The organism is Bifidobacterium sp. W8103 (assembly GCF_016100775.1).
Lineage (GTDB): Bacteria > Actinomycetota > Actinomycetes > Actinomycetales > Bifidobacteriaceae > Bombiscardovia > Bombiscardovia choladohabitans.
The window spans coordinates 138,697-160,615 of sequence record NZ_JACFRV010000001.1; the positions used below are offsets into that span (position 1 = coordinate 138,697).

Sequence of the window (21,919 nt, forward strand, 5' to 3'; positions counted from 1 at the left end):
GGGTCAGCGACGACGGATTATGCCGTTTCCGGCACGATCATCACTGCTTCTTGGACAACTCCGCAAAGTTCGGGTAGCTGTTCCAGCGCAGAGTCAATCCCTGCACATTCTTGGCTGACGCACCCTTGTTGTTGGCGTAGTAGAGCGGCACAGCCGGCATGTCCTGCAGGAGGATCTCCTCGGCCTGCTGGAAAAGCTTGTTGGCTTCGTCGGTGTTCTTGGCCTTGGCAGCCTGCTTCAGCAGATCGTCGAACTTCGGGTTCTTGTAATCGCCGTCGTTGGACCCGTTGCCGTCGGCCGCCGAGCTGGCGAAGTTGCTCAGCAGGTAGCTCTCGGGAGAGGGGTAGTCGGGCGACCAGGCCGACCGGAAGGCCGCATCCTTGTAGGCGCGCTTGTTGACGTTGCCACGGAACTCGCTGAAGGTGGGCACAGGGGTGGCCACGGCCTTGATCCCCAGTGTGTTCTTGATGGAGTTGGCCATGCCGTCATAGAAGTCCTTGGCACCACCATCGGCGTTGTAGACCATTTGGAAGCTCTTGTCGGCAGGCCACTTGCTGATGGCATCGGCCTTGGCCCAAGCATCCTTGGCCTTCTTGGCATCGTACTTCAGGTTATCGGACCCCTTGAGGTTCTTGGAGTAGCCAGGGATGGTCGGTGCGGTGAAGTCGGTGGGCTGCACGCCCAGACCGCCCAGAACCTTGTCGATCAGCATCTTGCGATCCAGAGCCATGGAGATGGCCTGACGGCGCAGGTGGCCCTCCTCGTCCTGGCCGAAGTGCTCCATGGTGGTGGGAATGGTGAACATCTGCAGGACGGAGCCGGGCTCGTTGTAGCCCTTGACCAGACTGTCTTTCATGAAGGTCTTCTGGGCCGAGGTGGGGACGGTATCGATTGCATCCAGATTGCCTGCCTGCACATCGGCGTAGGCCGAGGCGACATCCGTGTAGACCTTATAGTCGATGCCGCCGTTCTGAATCTTGACATCACCCTTGTAGGTGGTGTTCTTGCGAAGCTTGATCATGGTGTTGTGCTGCCAGGAATCGAACTTGTAGGGACCCGAGCTGACCGGGTTCTCCCCGAAGGCCTTGGTGTCCTTGTAGAAGGACTCAGGCAGCGGCGCAAAGGAGGTGTAGCCCACCTGGATGGGGAAGGTGGACGAGGGCGAGCTCAGATCCACGGTGAAGGTCTTGTCATCGATGACCTTCAGGCCGGACAGCTGGGCATCCGCAGGCACGCCCTGCTTCTGCAGATCGTCATAACCCTTGATGTTGGCGAAGAAGCTGGATCCCAGCTGGCCATTGTTCACATTGGCCGCCCAGGACCAGGCCTTGGTGAAGGACTTGGCCGTGATGGGGGTGCCGTCCGAGAACTTGCGCCCATCGACCAGGGTGACCTTGTATTGATCCATGTCTTCGTTGCCCTTGATCTCCGAAGCCAGATCATTGTGGGCCTTGCCATGGTTGTCGAAGCGGACCAGCTTGGAGTTGATGGCGTCCACCACCTGCCCGCCACAGCTCTCGACTGTGTTGCTGGGGATGAGCGGCTTGGCCGGCTCACACCCATGGGCCGAAACGACGGTATTGTTGCCCGACTGGCTACTGGACGATTGCTGATCGCCCTTGGTGTCTGAACCACCGCCGCAGCCGCTGGCCAAAAGCGCCAAGGCGCAGATGGTCGCGGATACAAGCGTAAGCTGTGAACCCTTCTTCATTGCTGCTGCTCCTATGTTTATATATTTACCGAGTGTCAACATCACGTCTGCAACCAAGGACACCGGGATGACCGAACCTCAAGGGTCCCTGACCGACGTGTAAGCCACAATACGCCATATTCTGGTACGAGGATGTTTCGTAAAGCAAGTCTCATCTCATTTGCCGGTCGCGGGCCCGCAGCTATTCGACATCACTGGTCCTTGGACAGCTCCGCGAAGATCGGGAAGCCGTCCCAGCCCAGACGCATACCGTGGACCCTCTTGGCGGAGGCGCCGGTGTTGTTGGCGTAGTAGAGCGGCACCGCCGGCATGTCCTTCAGGAGGATCTCCTCCGACTGCTGGAAGAACTTGTTGGCCTCATCGGTGTCCTTGGCCTTGGCTGCCTGCTGCAGCAGGGCGTCGAACTTGGGATTCTTGTAGTCGCCGTCGTTGGACCCGTTGCCGTCGGCCGCAGAGCTTGCGAAGTTGCTCATCAGGTAGGTCTCAGGCGATGGGTAGTCGGGCGACCAGGATGACCTGAAGGCCGCATCATTGTAAAGGCGCTTTTTGATGTTGCCACGAAACTCGCTGAAGGTGGGCACGGGGGTGGCCTCGGCCTTGATTCCAAGCGTGTTCTTGATGGAATTGGCCATGCCGTCATAGAAATCCTTGGCACTGCCGTCTGCATTGTAGAGCATCCTGAAAGTCCTGTCGGCCGGCCACTGGCTGATGGCGTCGGCCTTGGACCAGTACTCCTTGGCCTTCTTGGCGCTGTACCTGATGTTGTCCGAACCCTTGAGGCTCTTGGCATAGCCCGGGATGGTAGGTGCAGTGAAGTCGGTGGGCTGCACGCCCAGGCCGCCCAGAACCTTGTCGATCAGCATCTTGCGGTCAATGGCCATGGAGATGGCCTGGCGGCGCAGATGACCCTCCTGATCCTGGCCGAAGTGCTCCATGGCGGTGGGGATGGTGAACATCTGCAGACCGGATCCGGGCTTGTTGTAGCTCTGCACCATGCTGTCGGTCATGAAGGTCTTGACAGCAGAGGTGGGGATCCTGTCGATCACATCCAGGTTGCCCGCCTGCACATCCGAATAGGCGGAACCAAGGTCGGTGTAGACCTTGTAGTCGATGCCACCGTTCTGGACCTTGACCTCCCCGTCGTAGTCGCTGTTCCTGCCAAGCTTGATCAGGGCGTTGTGCTGCCAGGACTCAAACTTGTAGGGACCCGAGCTGACCGGGTTCTCCCCGAAGGCCTTGGGATCCTTGTAGAAGGACTCGGGCAGGGGCGCAAAGGCCATGTAGCCCACCTGGATGGGGAAGGTGGATGAGGACGAGCTGAGGTCCACGGTGAAGGTCTTTTCATCGATGACCTTCAATCCGGAGAACTGGGCATCCGCAGGCACGCCCTGCCTTTGCAGGTTCTCAAAGCCCTTGATGTTGGCGAAGAAGCTGGCGTTCAGCTGACCGTTGGTCACGTTGGCGCTCCAGGACCAGGCCTTGGTGAAGGACTTGGCCGTGATGGGGGTGCCGTCCGAGAACTTGCGCCCATCAGCCAAAGTGATCTTGTATTGGGACATGTCGTCGTTGCCCTTGATCTCCGAAGCCAGATCGTTGCGGGCCTTGCCCTGGTCGTCAAAGCGGACCAGTCTGGAGTTGATGGCGTTTACGACCTGCCCGCCGCAGCTCTCCGCCGTACTGCTGGGAATGAGCGGCTGGGCGGGCTCACATCCGTGGACCGAGACCACGGCGTTGTTGCTGGCCTGGCTGCCGGACGACTGCTCGGCACCCTCGGTGTTGGTGCCGCTGCCACTGCCGCAGCCGCTTGCCAAGAGCACCAAGGCACAGATGGTTGCGGATACGAGCGTAAGCTGTGAACCCTTCTTCATGGCTACTGCCCCCTTGAGCTGGTTCTCACCGTCGCGCGTACACCTCGAAGGTTCCTGACCGCCCTTCCTTGACCGACGTGTAGGCTGCGATACGCCACATTCTGATACCAGTATGTTTCACAGGACAGGTCTCGTCTCACTTGCCGAATCTCAGGCCCGGGGAAACGCCTGCCTGTACCGGGCCCGCAGCTGCTCGATGGAGACGTGGGTGTAGCGCTGGGTGGTTCGCAGGGAGGAGTGGCCCAGCATCTCCTGAACCTCGCGCAGGTCGGCTCCCCCATCCAGCATATGCGTGGCGGCCGAGTGCCGCAGGGCGTGGGGGGCGATGTCGGGCACACCGGCCTGACCGGCCGCCTGGTGGACCACCTTGCGGACCTGGCGCTGGCCAACTCTGCCGCCCAGCTGACCCAGGAAGAGGGCCTGACCTGCCTTGCGGGCCGATTTGGCCCTTGCGCCCGCCAGGACCGGCCGCCCCTCCCCCAGCCAGCGATCCAGGGCTCGATCGGCGGGCAGGCCATAGGGCAGGACCCGCTCCTTGGAACCCTTGCCCAGGACCTTCACAGTGCGGCTGCGCCTGTTCACGTCATCCAGGTCCAGCCCGCACAGCTCGGCCACACGCATGCCCGTGGCGTACAGCAGCTCCAGCATGGCCGCGTCCCGCACCTGCAGGGCCGCCTGAACTTTCTCGTCCTCCCGGTGCTCGACCGGATCCTGGTCGACAGTATCCATCAGGGTGCGGGCCTGGTCGTGCGTCAGGATCCGTGGAAGGTGCTCGGACTGCTTGGGACTGCTCAGGGCCAGGGTGGGGTCGGTCTCAATCCGGCCATGTCTGCTCAGCCAACCGAAGAAGGATCTCAGTGCGGCCGTCTTCCGGGCCATGGTCGAGCGGGCGTGAGTGGCTGCCTCGTGAGCCAGCCAGGACCTGATGGTGGCCAGGTCGATCTGCGCTGGGTCATCGATGCCATCCAGGTGCATCAGGTGCAGAAAGCCCGCCAGATCGGCCCGGTAGGAACGCACGGTGTTGGGACTCTTGCCTGCCACCCGGGAAAGATAGTCGGTGAAGTCTTGCAGATCCTGGTCCACTACGGGCGCTCCCTTCACTTGGCTGTGCAATACAGTCTAGGCGCTTACACCCTCGTCGCAGCCGCAGGCGATACTGACCCAGGAGGTGGATGGCCATGCGTTTGCCAGCAACCATACCGGCCGGAGCACGGCTGGTGGTCAGGATTGCCCTGGGACAGGACCCGGAAGACGGAAGGCCCAAGTTCCGCGACTACGTAGGACATGTGGTCGACTGGGACGGGCATCGGCTGATCCTGGACAGGGATCCGGCGGCCAATGGGTCGCGTCCCGGGGAGCGCGTGACCCTTAAGGCGGCAGACATGGTGGCGCTGAAGCCGGTCCCGGAACGCCGCTCGCCCAGACCGGACCCTCCGAATTTCAGTCGATGACCGGCGGGTGCAGCACCCGGGCCCGGCTGGTCGTCAGGAAGGCCGATACCTGCTCGCCGCGCAGGGCCGAATCCAGCAGCTCCTGCCGCCACCTGCCCTCCTGCGGGTCCAATTCCAGATCAGTTGTGGGCATCTGCTCCTGGTCGCCCAGGGCCGCCTTGTAGCGTCGGAAGGGGTCCGCCTGGAGGAAGAAGCTCCGACGCTTTTCGTCGGCCTCCGGCCCCTGGTCCCGCAGAAGCGAAGCCATGCCCTGCAGATTCTCGACCAGGGCATCCAGAAGGTCGGCCACCTGGTCGGCGTTCTCCTCCACCATGGCCCGGGTCCTTTCCGGATCGGTCAGGGCCACACGGGTCATGTCCCGCCAGGATCCGGCCGCCAGAGCCGAGGCCACACGACGGTCGGGCGATTTCGTCAGCATGTTGGCCAGGGCGGTCGACACCACATGGGGCATGTGCGAAATCAGTCCCGCGGCCCTGTCGTGGGTGGCATCGTCCAGGGCGATCAGCCGGTTGCCCAGCCCCTGGGTGACCATATCGGCCACGGTCAGAAAACGGCTGTAATCCGTATGCTCATCGACACAGAGTGCCCAAAGGGCATCTTCCAAGAGGGCCGGGTCCGAGTCCTCATAGCCGGAGCCCTCGCTGCCGGCCATGGGATGGGCGCCTACATAGCGATCGGCCAGACCGGCCTGTTCGACCTGCCTGCGGACCGGACCCTTGACACTGCCCACGTCCGTCAGGGTGGTGCCACGGGTCAGCACCGGGGCCAGGGCCTGGAGCACGTCGGGCATGGCCCGCAAGGGGGTGGCCAGCACCAGCACGTCTGCCTTGCCCTTGGCCAGCTCCTCCAGGGTGTCCACGCAATGGATTCCCTGGCTGCGGGCCTGCTCATAAGGACGGTCGTTATGGTTCCAGGCGATCACGAACCGACCCCGGGCGGCCAGGCGGCGGGCCAACGATCCCCCGATCAGACCCAGTCCCGCAACGGCGATCTTGTGGGCCGAGGTCAGCACCGGTGAGGCGGCCATGCCCGCTATCGGGTGCATGTGCTCGGGCCCGGACAGGTCCATGTGTGGGAAGGGCGCGGATTCATCTACCATAACAACTCCTTGCTGATCGTCTCGGAATCGGGGTCCTCACCCCGGAATGCCCCCGCCCTGGGCAGCATCCATTCACGGATGGGGGGCGCTGGATGCGGGGTGCGCGGATGGACCGCCAGGGTCTTGAGCCAGTCCCCCCTTTCCAGCAGGTCGGCAAGCACCTGATGGAGCCCCTTCTGCCACGGTGCGGCGTCGATGCTGGCTACGAAGCTGTAGGTCCCGTCGTGCCCCTTGATGGGCCGGGACATGAAAGAGGTCATGTTAAGGCCCGCATCACGCAGACGGTCCAGCAGGTTGGCCAGCACGCCCGGCCCGGTATTCAGGGGGATAAAAGTGACAATGGACTCGAAATCCCCGCCCGGTGCCAGGCGGCGCGCCAGCCCGGCGGCCTGATCCCGGGGAGCCAGCACAAGAAAGTCGGTGCGGGCCCCCTGATAGTCCTGCACCTCACGCCGGTAGGTCTCCAGACCGTAGAGGCTCCCGCAGATGCGCGGCCCCAGAGCCACCTGATCGGGGCCCAGATCACGGCAGGCCGCAGCGTTGGAGTTGGTCGGCACTGGATTGAGGCCGGTCTCTTTGATGAAGCCCTTGCACTGGGCCAGTCCGTGGGGGTGGGCGCCGACCTGGCGCAGGGGGCCATGGTCGACCCGGACGAAGGCATCGAAGACGATGGGCAGACGGACCATGCCGAAGCCCGCTACCGATTGAGCGTCGATCAGGGCGTCCATGTTGGGCACCACATGGCCCTCCACGTTGTTCTCCCAGGCCAGCACCCCCCAGCCCCGGCCCTCCTCCACGGCGGCCACAATGGCAGCCGCATCCGTGCAGGGCTTAAGTTCCGCCTGGCAGCCCAGCCTTGTTGCCATGAGGTTGGCGGCCTCAAGGGCGGCCTGGTGGGTGAAGGTCCCCTCGGGACCCAGGAAGTGCAGGGGAATACGGTCGGGCGGAGTCGCCGGTGATTCTGACGGAACCCGGCTCATGCCGATCGCCCCTGACGACGCAGGGGGCCGTCAGCAAACCAGGAGGCAGGCAGGCAGATGGCCAGGGTCTGTATCAGGACCAGCCCGCCCATCCAGAGGAAGACCGCATACTTGGCAAAGAATGTAGTGAAGTTGGCGTAGGGCATGAGCACATCGCCGCCCGGCCCCCTCATGGAGAGCAGCCAGACCGTGACCGTGGAGGCCACCAGATGCAGGGCCAGACCCATGGTGCCGCTGTCACAACGGACCCACCAGGAGGCCAGGGCCACCAGCAGATAGGCCAGGACCATCCCCCAGGGCAGACCCTGGGCGGCCCCGGAGCGCTGGACCAGGGTTCCCAGCACGCCCACCGCCAGGCCTATGGGCAGACCCAGCAGGCAGCGGAAGGGACTCACCTTGCCGGACTCCCCCATCGAACGGGAGGCGGTCTGGTCCTTGGATTTGGAAACCTGAGACTTCATGGGTTCAAGACTAGTCCGACCCGGTCACCGTGGGGCGGCCGGGTCGGACCAAGGCTGATTGTGGGAGAAGGCTTACTTCTTGTTGGCCCTGCGCTGACGGGCGTTCCACTTGTACCAGGCATCCCTGTCCAGGATGATCTTGCGCACGCGGATGGACTCGGGGGTCACCTCCACGCACTCGTCATCGTTGGCGAAGTCCAGGGACTCCTCCAGGCTCATGTCGATGGGCGGGGTCAGGGTCTCCAGCACGTCGGCGGTGGAGGAACGCATGTTGGTCATGTGCTTCTCCAGGGTGATGTTGATGTCCAGGTCGCCGGGCTTGTTGTTGATGCCCACGATCTGCCCCTCATAGACGGGCGACTGGGGCTTGACGAAGAACTCACCGCGGGCCTGGAGCTTCTGCATGGCGTAGGGGCTGGCCTTGCCCGAGCGGTCGGAGACCATGGATCCGTTCTGCCGTGTCTTGATGTCGCCCGCCCAGGGGGCATAGCCTGCGGAGATCGACGAGGAGATGCCGGTGCCGCGGGTGGCGGTCAGCAGGGCGGTGCGGAAGCCCAGGAGGCCACGGGAGGGCACGGTGAACTGCATCCTGACCCAGCCGGAGCCATGGTTGGTCATGGTCTCCATGCGGCCCTTGCGATCGGCCATGAGCTGGGTGACCGCGCCCATGTACTCCTCGGGCACGTCGATGGTATCGGACTCCATGGGCTCCTGAAGCCTGCCGTCCACGGTCTTGGTGACCACCTGGGGGCGGCCCACGGTCAGCTCGTAGCCCTCGCGGCGCATCTGCTCGGCCAGGATGGCCAGGGCCAGCTCGCCACGGCCCTGAACCTCCCAGGCGTCGGGCCGGTCGGTGGGCAGCACCTTGATGGAGACGTTGCCGATCAGCTCGCGGTCCAGACGGTCCTTGAGCATGCGGGCGGTCAGCTTGTGGTCCTTGCCCTCGGTGCCGGCCAGGGGCGAATCGTTGGTGCCGAAGGTCATGGAGACGGCCGGGTCGTCCACGTGGATCAGAGGCAGGGGGCGGGGATCGTCCTGGTCGACGATGGTCTCGCCGATCATGATGTCCTCCACACCGGCCACAGCCACGATGTCGCCGGGGCCGGCCTCATCCACCGGGAAGCGCTGCAGGCCCTTGGTCCGCAGAATCTCGGTCAGTTTGAAGTTCTCGATGGATCCGTCCACGCGCGACAGGCCGTACTGGCGGCCCTTGATCAGGGTGCCGTTGTAGATGCGGACCAGGCCCAGACGGCCCAGGTAGTCGGAGGCGTCGATGTTGGTCACGTGCGCCTGCAGGGGGGCGCCCTCCTCGTACTCCGGGGCGGGGATGTTGTTCAGGATGGCCTCGAAGAGGGGCTCCAGGTCGTCGTTGTCGGGCACGGCGCCGTCGGCGGGCTGGTTGACGGAAGCCTTGCCGGCCTTGGCTGCGCAGTAGATGACCGGCAGGTCCAGGAGGGAATCCAGGTCCAGGTCCACTCCCTCCTCGCTCACGTCCTGGGCCAGACCCAGGAGCAGATCGGTGGACTCGGAGACCACCTCGGAGATGCGGGCATCGGGCCGATCGGTCTTGTTGATGACCAGGATGACGGGCAGTTTGGCCTCCAGGGCCTTGCGCAGGACGAAGCGGGTCTGGGGCAGGGGCCCCTCGGAGGCGTCCACCAGCAGGACCACCCCGTCGACCATGGAGATGCCGCGTTCCACCTCGCCGCCGAAGTCGGCGTGGCCGGGGGTGTCCACCACGTTGATGGTGATGCCGTCGGGCTGGCCCAGTTTGGCTGCCAGGGGGCCGGTGTACTTGACCGCGGTGTTCTTGGCCAGGATGGTGATGCCCTTCTCCTTCTCCAGGTCGTTGGAGTCCATGACCCGGTCGGGCACCTCCTCCCGCTCGGAGAAGACGTGCGACTGCTGCAGCATGGCGTTGACCAGGGTGGTCTTGCCGTGGTCAACGTGTGCCACAATCGCCACATTTCGTATATCGCCGCGTACCGCCATCAAAACCTCATTCTCGTGAATGCTATCCATGCCCCCACCGGCCTGTCTGCCGGTTGGCGTGGTCCAGGAATTGGACAAACAGAGACAAGTGTAACCGCCTTGTGTGACAGGCGATCACCGCTCCTTGCCCTGGGGCGAATCATGATGCGAACCCTGGACCGGATCCGGGGACTGTAGCTGCCCGGACAGCTCCTGGCGGGCCTGGGCCAGAGCCGAATCCTCGTCGGGCAGGAAGGGGGCCAGGGAGGGCAGATCCTCCAAGGATTGCAGACCCATCCGCTCAAGGAAAAGGTCAGTGGTGACCAGCAGGGCGGCGTGGGTCTGCTCGTCCAGGCCCTCCTCACGAACCAGGCCGCGCACCAGCAGGGCCCGGATGACCCCGTCCGAGTTGACCCCGCGGATCTGACCCACCTGGGCACGGGTCATGGGCTGGCGGTAGGCCACGATGGCCAGGGCCTCCAGGGCCGCCTGGGAGAGACGTGCCGTCTGACCGTCCTTGACGAAGGCCGCCACAACGGGCTGGTAGGCGGCCCGGCTGGCCAGTTGCCAGCCCCGGGCGGTCCGTCGCAGTTCGAATCCTCGGTCGCTGTAGAACTCGGCAAGCGATTCCAGGGCGGCATTGACCGGGCCCGGATCCACGGCCAGCACCCGGGAGAAGTCCTCTGCGGTAAGCGGCCGGTCCGTGGCCACCAAAATGGCCTCCAGACAGGCGGCCAGCCCGCCGGGAAAGTCCTGCACATCGAAGTCCACATATTCGGGACGGGTGTCGGGAGCCGAGGATTGGCTCATGCGAAGTCCCCCTCACTGATCAAGGCCGTTTCCGGCTCCTGGGTCGGCCCTATCCAGCGCAGGTAGAGCGGCTGGTATGGACCATCCTGACGATACTGGATCAGTTCCTGTCTGAAGAAGATCAGAACGGCCAGGAATCGGGCGACCACCTGCGCCCGGCCTTTGGAGGAAGCGACCAGATCGGCGAAGGCCACAGGCTGACCGGGCTGTTCCAGCAGGGCCTGGCGAACCTGGTCAGCCTCCTTGTTCAGGTCGACCAGGGGCACGTGCAACTGGTCCAGACGAACCTCTGAGGCCGGAGCGTTGACCAGGGCATTGGCGCAAAGCAGGGCCAGATCCTCCGGCTTCAGGGTCCAGACCAGATCGGGCAGCAGATGGGCCAGCTGGGGCTCCAGATGGCCGGGGTGCGGGTAGCGGCCCGAGTTGGCGGCCAGCCTGGCTCGAAAGTCCTGCCCCGCCTGCTTGAAGGCCCGGTACTGCAACAGCCTGGCGAAGAGCAAATCACGCTCCCGAAGTGCGTCCATGGAGGCCTGGTCACGCATGGACTCGTCCTCCACAGGCAGGAGGGCGGCGCTCTTGGCCTCCACCAGCACCGAGGCCACGTCCAGGAAGGCACTGGCCTGGTCCAACCCCTGACTGAAGTCCAGGGTGCGCACATAGTCCAGAAATTCCCCGGTGATGGAGGCCAGGGATACCTCCGTCAGGGAGAGCTTTCGGTTGGCCAGCATGCCCAGCAGCAGGTCGAAGGGCCCCTGGTAGACATCCAGGTCGACGGCGAAGCCGTCCGCTGATCCGCTCACGCCACGATGCCGCGGGCGATCAGCTCCCGGGCGACCTCCCGATACTCCTTGGCGGTCTTGTGCTCGGGAGCGAACATGGTGATGGGCTCGCCGGCCACCGTGGCGTCGGGCAACTTGATGGACCGGCTGATGATGGAGTGCAGGACCTTGCCCTTGAAGGCCTCGTAGATGCGCTGAAGCACCTCGTCCGAGTGCAGGGTCTTGGTGTACATGGTGACCAGCACACCGTAGATCTGCAGGTCGGGGTTGATGCGGCTGCGGACCTTCTCTATGGATTGCATGAGCAGGGCCACGCCGCGCAGGGCGAAGAACTCGGCCGCCACAGGGATGATGACCCCGTCCGCGGCAGTCAGCGCGTTGACGGTCAGCAGACCGAGCGAGGGCTGGCAGTCGATGATGATGGCGTCATACTCCTGCCGCAGGGGCCGGATGGTTGCCGCCAGGGCCTGCTCCCGGCCGACCTCGGTGACCAGTTGGATCTCGGCGGCCGACAGATCGATGTTGGCCGGGATGATGTCCAGACCGTCAAAACGGGTGTGCCTGACCACCTCGTGAACATCCAGGGAGGTGTCGAACATGGCGGTGTAAATGGTGTTGTCCACGCTGTTGGCATTGATGCCCAGGCCCACGGTGGCCGCGCCCTGGGGGTCGAAGTCCACGATCAGCACGCGTCGCCCATACTGGCACATGGCCCCGGCGATGTTGATGGATGATGTGGTCTTGCCCACGCCGCCCTTCTGGTTGCACATGGCGAGGACACGGGCCGGGCCGTGCTGTTTCAAAGGCTCCGGGGCAGCGAACGTCTCATACTCGCGCCCTAACAAATCCGTAGGCATGCCTCTACCCTATCAAGTTTCCGACCGCATTCGCGGGTTGGCGGGTCAGCGAGCGCGGGGATGGGCCGTCTGGTAGGTCTCCATCAGGGCCTGGGGGCTGACGTGTGTGTAGATCTGTGTCGTGGTGACCGATGCATGGCCCAGCAACTCCTGCACCGAACGCACATCGGCGCCTCCCTCCAGCAGATGGGTGGCGAAGGAATGCCGCAGGGTGTGGGGGTGCAGGGGTCTGTTCAGGCCCGCCCGGCGTCCGGCATCCCTGACCACCTGCCAGACCGTCTGCCTGGTCAGCCGCTTGCCCCGCTTGTTGAGGAAGACGGCCCGCAGCTCTTTGCCCTTGGTGGCCCGATCGCAAAGGCTGGACCGCCCCAGATTCAAGTAGGTCTGCATGGCCTGGCAGGCGTAGGAGCCCATGGGCACCAGACGCTGCTTGTCGCCCTTGCCGGTCAGACGGACCACCCGCTCGTTAAGGTCCATGTCCTCAAGGTTGGTGCCGACAGCCTCCGAGACCCGGCAACCGGTGGCGTACATGAATTCCAGCAGGGCCTTATCCCGCAGGACGACCGGATCCTTGGACCCGCCCATGGCGGCCACATCCAACAGCCGGGCCACCTGGTCCACGTCCAGCACATCGGGCAGGGCCGAGGTTCCCTTGGGGGCCTTGACGGTACGTGAGACATCCTGGTCGGTCACCCCCTGCTTGAGGGCGAAGCGGTGCCACTCATGGACGGCGGCCATCCTCCGGGAGCGGCTGGCTGGACTCTCGTCGGCCAGATGGGCCAGAAAACCCTCCACATCGGCGGTCTGGATCTGCTCCAGGCTGGTGATGCCTCGACCGGACAACCAATTGATGTACATACTCAGATCGGACTTGTAGGCCTTGACCGTTGCGGGGGCAAGACCCCGTTCCAGACCGGTGTATGCCAGGAACTGATCCAACAATGCGGTCAGCCCCTCCTGATGATCACCGTCCACTACCGCTTAACCTCCGGTTCTCTTCATCAGTGCTGGTCTAAGGCCATAGTCTAACGCTATGATCCCCTGTTTCCATGCTTCCAACGCGCTTGGGATTGGGGCGAACACTCAGGAGACCTCCCGGATCAGCCCTTGAATCCCCTCCTGCTCAAGAATCCGTCGGTAGGGGCCGGCCTCCCTGCTGATGATGCCGTCGATGGCGTGCATGCCCAACAGCTCCACCGGCGCATTGTCATCGGTCAATACCCTTCCCCTCGCATCCCCGACCGTGCTCAGGCGGGAGCTGACCTGCTCCATCATCTGGGACAGGTCCGGATCAGGACTGACCCTGGAGGCAGCTTCTGCCAGCAGGTCAGAACCAGGATAGTCCCGCATCGCTGCCTTCTTGAGTCCCCCAGATTCCGCAAAAGCCTCGGAAACTGGGCGACGAGCAAAGAGCTCGCGGTTGGTGGTACGAGGCACGTCGGCCATCAGAATGGCGTCGGATCCGAAGACCCTGGTGATGGTGTTGGTCAGGGCTGCATTGATGGACCCCTGGCCGTCGTCGATCATGTTCATGTTGACCACCATGACACCACCCGGATTCAGGTGCTTCCTGACCAGGTTGAAGAACTCGGTGGAGCTCATTTGGAAGGGTATGGTGATGTCCTGATAGGCATCGACCATGATCAGATCATAGCGCTGAGCGCTGGCTGCCAGCCAGGCTCGCCCGTCGTAGGTGGAAACCGGAATATCGCTGGGCTGATCGAAATACTTGATGGCCAGGTCGCTGATGGTCCGATCGATCTCAACCCCCTGGATTGCCATCCGAGGATAGTACCGCCTCAGCTGCCGGGCGTAGGTCCCCGTCCCCATGCCCAGGATCAGGGCCGAGCGGGCCTGATCGGCCATGAGCGGCGCCGCCAGGGCCGTGTCGTAGTACATGCCGGTCATCCCATGGTTCTTCATGGTCACCGACTGAACGCCGAAGAGGACGTTGGTGGAAAGGATGGTTCTGTCCGCCAGGGTTTTGACCTGCAGGTAGTTGTAGATGGACTCGCCCTCGTAGGCCAGGCCCTTCTCCCAGAAGGCGAACCCCGTCATCGGTGACAGGGCGGCCGAGACCACAAAGGCCACCGTGGCGATCAGGCAGGCCAGGCGGTGCGCATGGGAGGAAAGGAAGTAGACCAAGGCCACCAGGAGCAGTATCCCGGAGAAAATCAGGAAGGTGACGAAGGTCCCCACGGCCGGGATGGTCACAAAGGTGGGCAGGAAAGTGCCCAGGATGGACCCCACGGTGTTGCAGGCGCTGAGCCGACCGACCACCGAAGCGTTGTCGTCCAGGGAATCGGTGGCGCTCTTGACCAGGCCGGGGGTGATGGTGCCCAGGAGGAAGAGGGGCGGAACAAAGATGATCAGGCAGGAGATGAAGGCCGCCAGGACCAGGAAGTTGGTCGAGACGGCCACGATCAGCAGTCCCGAGATCAGGATGATCAGATACTTGCCGACCAGGGGAATCAGGGCGATCCAGACGGCCGCGGCCATGATGCACAGGTAGAGCCTGTCCGGGTCTGGATTCCTGTCGGCCCAGCGGCCGCCGACCACGGCACCCAGGGCCAGGGCGATCATGATGGTCCCGATGATGATGGTCCACACGATCTGGGAGGAAGAGAAGTAAGGAGCCAGCAGGCGGGAGGCCCCCAGCTCGGCGGCCATGACGGCCATACCCGAGAAGAACTCCGTCACATAGAGAAAAACCCGCGACCGCAAAATAGGGCGCGGCTGACTGAATCCGGCCCGCTTGGCAGTGCCGCTGCCCGGTGATGGACTGACCTGATCCGCCGATTCTGCCGAAACAGCCGATGCGTCTGCACTGTGATCATCGTTCATGGCGGCTCCCGGCATCATTGTCGTCAATCAACTTACCGTTCCCCTGAGGAATGGTCAAATATGCAAAGAACCCCGCGAAAGGCGAGGTTCCTGCAATACGGTGTTCAGGTCCGCTGATCAGGCGGCGACCGGAGCGTTCACATCGGCAGGCAGGGCCTTCTTGGCCTCGGCCACGATGGCGTTGAAAGTGTCGATGTCGTTGACGACCAGGTCGGCCAGGGCACGGCGGTCCAGCTCGATCCCGGCCAGACGCAGACCCTGGATGAAGCGGTTGTAGGTGATTCCTTGGGCGCGGCATCCGGCGTTGATGCGCTGGATCCACAGCTTGCGGAAGTCGCCCTTGCGGGCCTTGCGGTCCCGGAAGTTGTATGTATATGAATGGAGCAGCTGCTCCTTGGCCTTGCGGTAGAGACGGGAGCGCTGGCCACGGTAGCCTGACGCCCTCTCCAGGACGACCCGACGCTTCTTATGCGCGTTGACTGCCCGCTTGACTCGTGCCATAGATATTCCTCAGCTTTCTAAAAAACTCACTCGACGCGACAGCACCCGCTCAGCGGGCCAGCATCCTCTTCATGTTCTTGGACTGGGTCGGAGCGAGCACCTCGTCAGTGGACAGGTGACGACGCTTCTTGGCCGACTTGTGCTCCAGATTGTGGCGCATACCGGTCCCGGCGTGCATGAGCTTGCCCGAACCCGTGGTCCGGACGCGCTTGGATGCGGCGGAGTTACTTTTCATCTTCGGCATTGCTGCCCTCCTTGGATTTCATCTGCTTGGGAGAAGTATTGTTGTCGGCCTTGGCAGCCAGATGGGCCGCCTGACGGGCCTTGCGCTCGGCACGGGCCTGGCCACCCCGCCGACGTTGCTCGGACTGGGTGTGGACCTTCTTGCCCTTGGGCGACAGGGTCATGATGATGTTGCGCCCCTCCTGCTTGGGGGCGAACTCGATGGAGCCCAAATCCGCGACGTCATCAGCCAGCTTGCGCAGGAGCTCCACGCCGCCGATGGGCCGGGACTGCTCGCGCCCACGCAGCATGATGGTGACCTTGACCTTGTCTCCTGCGGACAGGAAGCGGCGCACGTGTCCCTCCTTGACCTCGAAGTCGTGGTCATCGATCTTCAATCTGAAGCGGATCTCCTTGATCTCCGACATGCTCTGGTTGCGGCGCGCCTCACGAGCCTTGATCTTCTCGTTGTATTTGAACTTGCCGTAATCAATGAGCTTGGCGACCGGAGGCTTGGCCTTGGGTGCAACCTCGACCAGGTCAAGGTTGGCCTCCTTGGCCAGGTTGAGGGCGACGGAGGTCGCAATGATTCCCACCTGCTCGCCGTTGGGCCCGATCAGGCGTACCTGAGACACTCGTATATCGTCGTTAATCCTTGGTTCGTCGCTAATGATGACTCCTTCTCAAATACCACAACATCCACTACCCCGCGAAGAACCCATAGGTTTCGAACATGACCGTCGCAGCCGTATGGCAACGCAACAACCAATGCTTGCACCATATATGATGACGGCCAACCGTCACCGGTGCAGGCCGAACCCGAAGCCATGGAAGGCTCCCAGGTGGGATCATCCGCTTTCTTGATTTCTCAAGCCGAGTAGTAGTATAGCACAGCCCTCAGGACCGGGCCCGGTCAGGAAGTCGCGCCGTCCACCAGGGGCAGATAATCCCCGTAGCCCTCCTCCTCCATCCGGTCCCGCGGCACGAACCGCAGGGCTGCGGAGTTCATGCAGTAGCGCTGCCCTCCGCGGTCGGCCGGTCCATCGTCGAAGACGTGTCCCAGATGAATGCCGGTCTGTGCCGTCCGCACCTCGATTCGGGGCCGGCCCAGCAGCTTGTAGTCCTTGCGGTTGACCAGCAGTCGGGGATCGATGGGCTTGGTGAATGCGGGCCAGCCGCAGCCCGAGTCGTATTTGTCAGCCGAGGAGAAGAGCGGCTGCCCGCTGACCACGTCCACATAGATGCCCGGGCGAAACTCCCCGTCGTAGGCGTTGGTGAAGGGCCGCTCGGTGGCCGAGTGCTGGGTTACCTCGTAGCTTTCAGGGTCCAGGGACCAGATGCGCTCGATGTAGCGTTGCCGGGAGGAGGCGTTGGCGATGGCCTCCAGTGGGATGTGGCAGTATCCGCCGGGGTTCTTGAGCAGGTAGTCCTGGTGGGACTCCTCCGCCGGATAGAAGTTGATCAGGGCCTCCACCTGCACAACGGGATGACGGCCGGTCCTGCGCTCCAGCTCCTCCAGGGCGCGCCGGAAGACAGGCTCCTCCTGCTCGCGATGCTCGGGATCCCAATAGAGACCGCTGCGGTACTGCCTGCCCCGGTCGTTGCCCTGCCGGTCCACCGAGAAGGGGTCGATCACATCCAGCAGAAGCAGGGTCAGGGTCCGCAGACCGACCGTCCGGGGATCATAGGTCAGCCGCACACTCTCCACGGCATCGGTGACACCGCTGCAGACCTGTTCATAGCTGGGGTTGGGCACTGTGGACTGGGCGTATCCCACCTGGGTGTCGATGATCCCGTCCACCTCCTGGAAGAACCGCTCGATGCCCCAGAAGCATCCTCCAGCCAGAACGACCGTGGCCGGGTTGTTGGTCGAAATCTTGTTCTTATCCATGATTCCTCCTCGCATACCAGTGCCTTCGCTAGGCTCAACAGGAGCCGGAGAGCGCCTATTCCGACCCTGTTACGTCTTGACAGCCTTCTCACATTGTCGACCGGCCTGCCCCTGCGGTGCAAGAGGCGATTATCATATGACCATCTCCAAATCGAAGTCAGGAGGCGGGTCATGCAGCACGGGCAGGAAGAGGCAGACGAAGATGTCAAGGCCTCCGGGACCATCCTGGGCTCCCTGGCTGCGGCCTTCCCGAGGACCCTGCCCATCATGGCCGGATTCCTTGTGCTGGGGATCTCCTACGGCTTTCTGATGACCAGCCGCGGATTCCCGGTGATCTATCCGCTGGCCATGAGTGCCCTGATCTATGCCGGGTCCATGGAGTTCGTGACCGTGGACCTGCTCATGTCCACCTTCAATCCCTGGGGCGCATTGATGCTGACCCTGATGGTCAATGCGCGGCACCTCTTCTATGGCCTGGCCATGCTGCCGGTCTTTCGGGGGACGGGCCGAAAGAAGCCCTATCTGATCTTCGGCATGTGCGATGAGACCTTCGCCCTGGAGTCCGCAGATCCTCACCCGGCCGGAACCGACAAGGGCTGGTACCTCTTCTTCGTCACCCTGCTCGACCAGATCTACTGGGTGGGCGGCGCCACCCTGGGCGCTGTGCTGGGCAATCTGGCCAATTTCGACACCCGGGGGTTGGATTTCGTGCTGACCGCCATGTTCCTGGTCCTCTTTCTGGAGCAGTGGCGGCAGGCCGAGGCTCGCGTACCGGCCCTTATCGGTCTGCTGGCCTCCCTGGCCTGCCTTCTGGTCTTCGGACCCGACCGGTTCATCATCCCGTCCATGGTGGTCATCCTGGCCACCTTCATCCTCTTGGACTTCCACAGCCAAAGGGAGGCCTCATGACCACTGCACAGCAACTGATCACCATAGGCATTGTGGTCCTGGGAACCATGGCCACCAGATTCCTGCCCTTCACAATCTGGCCGGAGGGGCGTCGGCCGCCGGCCCTGGTCACCAGGCTGGGACGTCTGCTGCCCGCCGCCGTCATGGGACTGCTGGTGGTCTATTCGTTGAGACACACCAACCTGGTGGGAGGCGACCACGGGCTCTACGAGGCTCTGGCTTTGCTGGTCACGGCCCTGGTCCACCTGCGCTGGCGGAACATGATGGTCAGCATCGCCTGCGGCACCCTGACCTACATGGCCCTGGTGCAGGGTTGGCTGGCCTTCCTGGTCGGTCTGGTTGGTCTGGGATGATGGGGGCGCGTCCGATGGGCGAGCGCAGAAAGAAGAATCCCATGCAGGATGACGGTCAGTCGGACCATACGAGCCAGGCGAGTCAGGCACCGCTCTGCCGGATCTGGGGCGCCGGACAATACTTTGGCGAAGAGGTGGCACGCGGAGGACAGGCCCTGGTCATCGCGGCGGACGGAGGACTGGAGCCGGCCCTGGAGCATGGTGACGAGCCCGACCTGGTCGTGGGCGACTTCGACTCCCTGCCCGTCGGGAGCCGAAAGCTGCGAACAGACATCCCCCGCCGGGTCCTGCCTGCCGAGAAGGACGACACGGACCTGCTGGCTGCAGTCAAAGTGGGCTGGCAGCGGGGCTGCCGACGATTCCTTATATATGGTGGCCTGGGCGGACGCATGGACCACACGCTGGCCAACCTGAACCTGATCCATCTGATCGCGGCCAGCGGAGGCCGGGCCGAACTCTGGGGACAGGGAATGCTGGTCACGGCCCTTGGCCCTGGAAGCCTGGACTTCCCCGCCTGGGGCTGCCCGCCCAGGTCCATGGTCTCCGTCCTGGCCGCCGGCGACCAGGCTCTGGGAGTAGTCGAGCAGGGCCTCAAATACCAGACGGATGGCATGACCATGACCAACCAGCAGGTGACAGGCGTCAGCAACGAGTTCCTGCCTGGCAGACCGGCCCACATAGCCCTGAAACAGGGAACAGTGTTCGTCACCTACCCCACCTCGGCGCCTCAGCCGGCCTGGAGCACCAGCCTGGAGCCCAAGGCCGACCTGGGCTCACTGGAGACCCATCCCTCCCGGCGGCTGGCCTGAGCCTCCTCTTGACTTGAAACTCCACTTGGAAAGGAAAACCATGACAGCATCATCAACCACCCAGTCAGCGACCCCGACAGCCCGGCACCCGCTCTTCATCTGCTACAGCCGTTGCTCGACCTGCGCCAAGGCCCGCACCTGGCTGCGTGACCACAATGTGGACTTCATCGAGAGAGACATCAAGGAGGACCGACCCACCCAGGAGGAACTGACCGCCTGGCTGGACATGAGCGGCCTGCCTGTCCGGCGATTCTTCAACACCTCGGGTCAGGCCTATCGCAGCCAGGGCCTCAGCAAACGCCTGCCGCAGATGGACACGGAGCAGGCTCTGCAGCTACTGTCCACCGACTGCATGCTGGTCAAGCGCCCCATCCTGCTGGATGGTCGGCGTGTCCTGGTCGGATTCCGTCAGCAGCAGTGGGAGGATTGGCTGGCTGATACGAACGAAAATCCTCACAATTCCTGATCACTTCGTTGCGCAAACAAACAACAAAACCTACCAATTATTTTGTTCTCTTTTTCCTCGGCAGAACCCGCGTAATCGCTTGCTATAAGTACACAGGGTTCTATAAACTATGAGATGTTATCAGTAATCGGCCATATACGGTCCGGTATTTTTTGTGCTGTATACGGCCAATCTCCAAGGGAGAATTGAATGACAGTAAAGATTGGCATCAACGGATTCGGACGTATCGGTCGTCTGGCCTTCCGGCGCATCTTTGAGCTCCAGGCCCGTGGCGGTGACGCCTCCAACATCGAGGTTGCCGCCATCAACGATCTGACCACCCCGGCCATTCTGGCCTATCTGCTCAAGTACGACAGCACCCAGGGCACCTTCCGTCACGACGACGGCACCCCTGTCTCGGTCACCTCCACCGACACCGCCATCGTGGTGGACGGCAAGGAGTACCCGGTCTATGCCGAGAAGGACGCCAACAACATCCCCTGGGTCAAGAACGACGGCGTGGACTATGTGCTGGAGTGCACCGGCTTCTACACCTCGGCCGAGAAGTCCCAGGCCCACCTGAACGCCGGGGCCAAGAAGGTTCTGATCTCCGCCCCCGCCAAGGACGACACCACACCCACCGTGGTCTACGGCGTCAACGAGGAGACCCTGAAGGCCTCCGACAAGATCATCTCCGCCGGATCCTGCACCACCGGCTCCCTGGCCGCCATGGTCAAGATGCTGGATGACAACTTCGGCATCCGCATCGGCTACATGACCACCATCCACGCCTACACCGGCTCCCAGATGCTGCTGGACGGGCCCAAGGGCAACAAGCCGCGCAACACCCGCGCCGCTGCCATCAACACCATCGAGCACTCCACTGGCGCCGCCAAGGCCATTGGCAAGGTTGTTCCCTCCGTTGACGGCAAGCTGCAGGGCCATGCACAGCGCGTGGCCGTTCCCTCCGGCTCCGTCACCGAGCTGACCTGCGTCCTGGACAAGAAGGTCACCGTCGACGAGATCAACGACGCCGCCAAGAAGGCCTTCGAGGGCAAGGACTACTACGGCTACAACGACGAGGGCATCGTCTCCTCCGACGTGATCGGCGACACCCACGGCGGCATCTTCGATCCCACGCAGACCGATGTCAACACCCACGGTGACGACCAGCTGGTCCGCACCGTTGCCTTCTACGACAACGAGTACGGCTTCACCAGCAACATGATCCGCACCCTGCTCTACTTCGCCAAGCTGGGCGACTGAGCATCCGGCCGGCTCCTCCGGCCATAACGATTTCGGGGTCCGTTCCCTACGGGGGGCGGGCCCCTTGTTTATAATCAGCGCCTCCGGGTGAGCGCCCGCATGGCCAGGTCACAGACCAGGCCGACGACCATGCCCGCCAGAAAACCGATGGCCATGACGGCCAGAGGGTTGTTTTCCAGCCAGGAGGCGGCCAGATACCCCAGGGTCCACATATACATTGACCAGAGCAGACCGGCCAGTGCAGCCAGCGGCAGGTAACGGCTGAGTGGATACCTCGCCGCCCCGGCAGTCAGATTGACCACGGTCCGGCCCGAGGGCACGAAGCGCGAGGCCAGTGTGAAGAAGCCACCCCCCTGCAGCAGGGTCCGATGGGCCCACGAGGTCACAGCCTTGCCGGCGGCGCCACGGAAGACGGCCAGACGATTCAGCGGAACCATCCGTCCCAGCCCATAGGTGCAGGCGTCGCCGCCTGCGAAGGCCAGGGCACATACCAGAAAGACCAGGACGGGAAGGGGTCGTCCCGAGGCCCGGAAGGCCGAAGCCGTGGCCAGGACCATCAGCTCCGTGGGTATGGGGATGATCAGGGCATCCAGAAAGGCGGCCAGGAACAGCACAGCCAGCCCCCAGCCGCCCGTCACCGCATCGAGCAGCCAGGCATTGACAGCGGTCATGGACTACCCTTTCCGCGCATT

The 21,919-nt window shown here is 63.3% G+C and carries 23 protein-coding genes; 6 read left to right on the forward strand and 17 right to left on the reverse strand.

All coding sequences use genetic code 11. The features are described 5' to 3' along the window. Positions 1–40 precede the first annotated feature (40 nt). From H3U90_RS00550 to H3U90_RS00560, 3 genes are all read right to left on the reverse strand, one after another. The gene (locus H3U90_RS00550; RefSeq protein ID WP_198176612.1) at positions 41–1,711 is read right to left on the reverse strand and encodes a peptide ABC transporter substrate-binding protein; all 1,671 of its coding nucleotides are present in this window, start codon (positions 1,709–1,711) and stop codon (positions 41–43) included. 191 nt (positions 1,712–1,902) lie between these two features. Next, positions 1,903–3,579: a peptide ABC transporter substrate-binding protein gene (locus H3U90_RS00555; RefSeq protein WP_198176613.1), complete on the reverse strand. Its 1,677-nt coding sequence runs from the start codon at positions 3,577–3,579 to the stop codon at positions 1,903–1,905. Between the two features lie 150 nt (positions 3,580–3,729). Then, entirely contained in the window at positions 3,730–4,662 is a 933-nt protein-coding gene (locus H3U90_RS00560) for a tyrosine recombinase XerC (protein WP_198176614.1), read from the reverse strand. A 95-nt stretch (positions 4,663–4,757) separates the two neighbouring features. On the opposite strand from H3U90_RS00560, the gene H3U90_RS00565 reads away from it, so the two are divergent. After that, a complete protein-coding gene (locus H3U90_RS00565; protein ID WP_198176615.1) occupies positions 4,758–5,030 on the forward strand; it encodes a DUF6725 family protein in 273 nt (90 codons plus the stop codon). Here H3U90_RS00565 and H3U90_RS00570 read toward each other — a convergent pair. The 13 genes from H3U90_RS00570 to msrB form a co-directional block, all read right to left on the reverse strand. After that, positions 5,020–6,057: a prephenate dehydrogenase gene (locus H3U90_RS00570; protein ID WP_198177551.1), complete on the reverse strand. Its 1,038-nt coding sequence runs from the start codon at positions 6,055–6,057 to the stop codon at positions 5,020–5,022. The two genes, H3U90_RS00565 and H3U90_RS00570, sit on opposite strands and share 11 nt — an antisense overlap. A 65-nt stretch (positions 6,058–6,122) precedes the next feature. Next, the gene (locus H3U90_RS00575) at positions 6,123–7,109 is read right to left on the reverse strand and encodes a prephenate dehydratase domain-containing protein (protein ID WP_198176616.1); all 987 of its coding nucleotides are present in this window, start codon (positions 7,107–7,109) and stop codon (positions 6,123–6,125) included. Beyond that, entirely contained in the window at positions 7,106–7,570 is a 465-nt protein-coding gene (locus tag H3U90_RS00580) for an alcohol dehydrogenase (RefSeq protein WP_198176617.1), read from the reverse strand. The genes H3U90_RS00575 and H3U90_RS00580 overlap by 4 nt, the downstream gene beginning before the upstream one ends. 72 nt (positions 7,571–7,642) lie before the next feature. Continuing rightward, a complete protein-coding gene (typA, locus tag H3U90_RS00585; RefSeq protein ID WP_198176618.1) occupies positions 7,643–9,562 on the reverse strand; it encodes a translational GTPase TypA in 1,920 nt (639 codons plus the stop codon). Positions 9,563–9,676: 114 nt separating this feature from the next. After that, the gene (gene scpB, locus H3U90_RS00590) at positions 9,677–10,351 is read right to left on the reverse strand and encodes an SMC-Scp complex subunit ScpB (RefSeq protein WP_198176619.1); all 675 of its coding nucleotides are present in this window, start codon (positions 10,349–10,351) and stop codon (positions 9,677–9,679) included. After that, positions 10,348–11,151 carry a segregation and condensation protein A gene (locus H3U90_RS00595; protein WP_198176620.1) on the reverse strand — a complete coding sequence of 268 codons (804 nt, stop codon included), beginning with the start codon at positions 11,149–11,151 and terminating at the stop codon, positions 10,348–10,350. Before H3U90_RS00595 ends, scpB begins: the two co-directional genes overlap by 4 nt. Further along, on the reverse strand, positions 11,148–11,987 hold the full coding sequence (locus H3U90_RS00600; protein ID WP_015021621.1) for a ParA family protein: 840 nt from the start codon (positions 11,985–11,987) through the stop codon (positions 11,148–11,150). The genes H3U90_RS00595 and H3U90_RS00600 overlap by 4 nt, the downstream gene beginning before the upstream one ends. A gap of 45 nt (positions 11,988–12,032) precedes the next feature. Continuing rightward, positions 12,033–12,962: a site-specific tyrosine recombinase XerD gene (gene xerD / locus H3U90_RS00605; protein ID WP_198176621.1), complete on the reverse strand. Its 930-nt coding sequence runs from the start codon at positions 12,960–12,962 to the stop codon at positions 12,033–12,035. Positions 12,963–13,070: 108 nt separating this feature from the next. Continuing rightward, a complete protein-coding gene (locus H3U90_RS00610; protein ID WP_232340542.1) occupies positions 13,071–14,831 on the reverse strand; it encodes a spermidine synthase in 1,761 nt (586 codons plus the stop codon). A gap of 117 nt (positions 14,832–14,948) precedes the next feature. Continuing rightward, on the reverse strand, positions 14,949–15,332 hold the full coding sequence (rplT, locus tag H3U90_RS00615; protein WP_015021618.1) for a 50S ribosomal protein L20: 384 nt from the start codon (positions 15,330–15,332) through the stop codon (positions 14,949–14,951). Positions 15,333–15,381: 49 nt separating this feature from the next. Further along, positions 15,382–15,576 (reverse strand): 50S ribosomal protein L35, encoded by a 195-nt coding sequence (gene rpmI / locus H3U90_RS00620; RefSeq protein WP_015021617.1) that lies wholly within the window; start codon positions 15,574–15,576, stop codon positions 15,382–15,384. Continuing rightward, on the reverse strand, positions 15,557–16,228 hold the full coding sequence (infC, locus tag H3U90_RS00625) for a translation initiation factor IF-3 (protein ID WP_029676114.1): 672 nt from the start codon (positions 16,226–16,228) through the stop codon (positions 15,557–15,559). The genes rpmI and infC overlap by 20 nt, the downstream gene beginning before the upstream one ends. Positions 16,229–16,467: 239 nt before the next feature. Beyond that, positions 16,468–17,448, reverse strand: coding sequence for a peptide-methionine (R)-S-oxide reductase MsrB (gene msrB, locus H3U90_RS00630; protein ID WP_415873752.1), 981 nt, complete (start codon positions 17,446–17,448; stop codon positions 16,468–16,470). A 168-nt stretch (positions 17,449–17,616) separates the two neighbouring features. On the opposite strand from msrB, the gene H3U90_RS00635 reads away from it, so the two are divergent. The 5 genes from H3U90_RS00635 to gap all read left to right on the forward strand — a co-directional run bounded on the left by H3U90_RS00635 (position 17,617) and on the right by gap (position 21,227). After that, a complete protein-coding gene (locus tag H3U90_RS00635) occupies positions 17,617–18,354 on the forward strand; it encodes an AzlC family ABC transporter permease (RefSeq protein ID WP_198176623.1) in 738 nt (245 codons plus the stop codon). Next, the gene (locus H3U90_RS00640) at positions 18,351–18,707 is read left to right on the forward strand and encodes a branched-chain amino acid transporter permease (RefSeq protein ID WP_198176624.1); all 357 of its coding nucleotides are present in this window, start codon (positions 18,351–18,353) and stop codon (positions 18,705–18,707) included. The genes H3U90_RS00635 and H3U90_RS00640 overlap by 4 nt, the downstream gene beginning before the upstream one ends. A gap of 14 nt (positions 18,708–18,721) precedes the next feature. Then, positions 18,722–19,516 (forward strand): thiamine diphosphokinase, encoded by a 795-nt coding sequence (locus H3U90_RS00645; protein WP_198176625.1) that lies wholly within the window; start codon positions 18,722–18,724, stop codon positions 19,514–19,516. 40 nt (positions 19,517–19,556) lie between these two features. Continuing rightward, positions 19,557–19,982, forward strand: coding sequence for an arsenate reductase family protein (locus H3U90_RS00650; RefSeq protein WP_198176626.1), 426 nt, complete (start codon positions 19,557–19,559; stop codon positions 19,980–19,982). A gap of 189 nt (positions 19,983–20,171) precedes the next feature. Beyond that, entirely contained in the window at positions 20,172–21,227 is a 1,056-nt protein-coding gene (gap, locus tag H3U90_RS00655) for a type I glyceraldehyde-3-phosphate dehydrogenase (protein ID WP_198176627.1), read from the forward strand. Positions 21,228–21,301: 74 nt separating this feature from the next. Here gap and H3U90_RS00660 read toward each other — a convergent pair whose 3' ends face one another. Then, the gene (locus tag H3U90_RS00660) at positions 21,302–21,898 is read right to left on the reverse strand and encodes a DedA family protein (protein ID WP_198176628.1); all 597 of its coding nucleotides are present in this window, start codon (positions 21,896–21,898) and stop codon (positions 21,302–21,304) included. Positions 21,899–21,919: the final 21 nt, after the last annotated feature.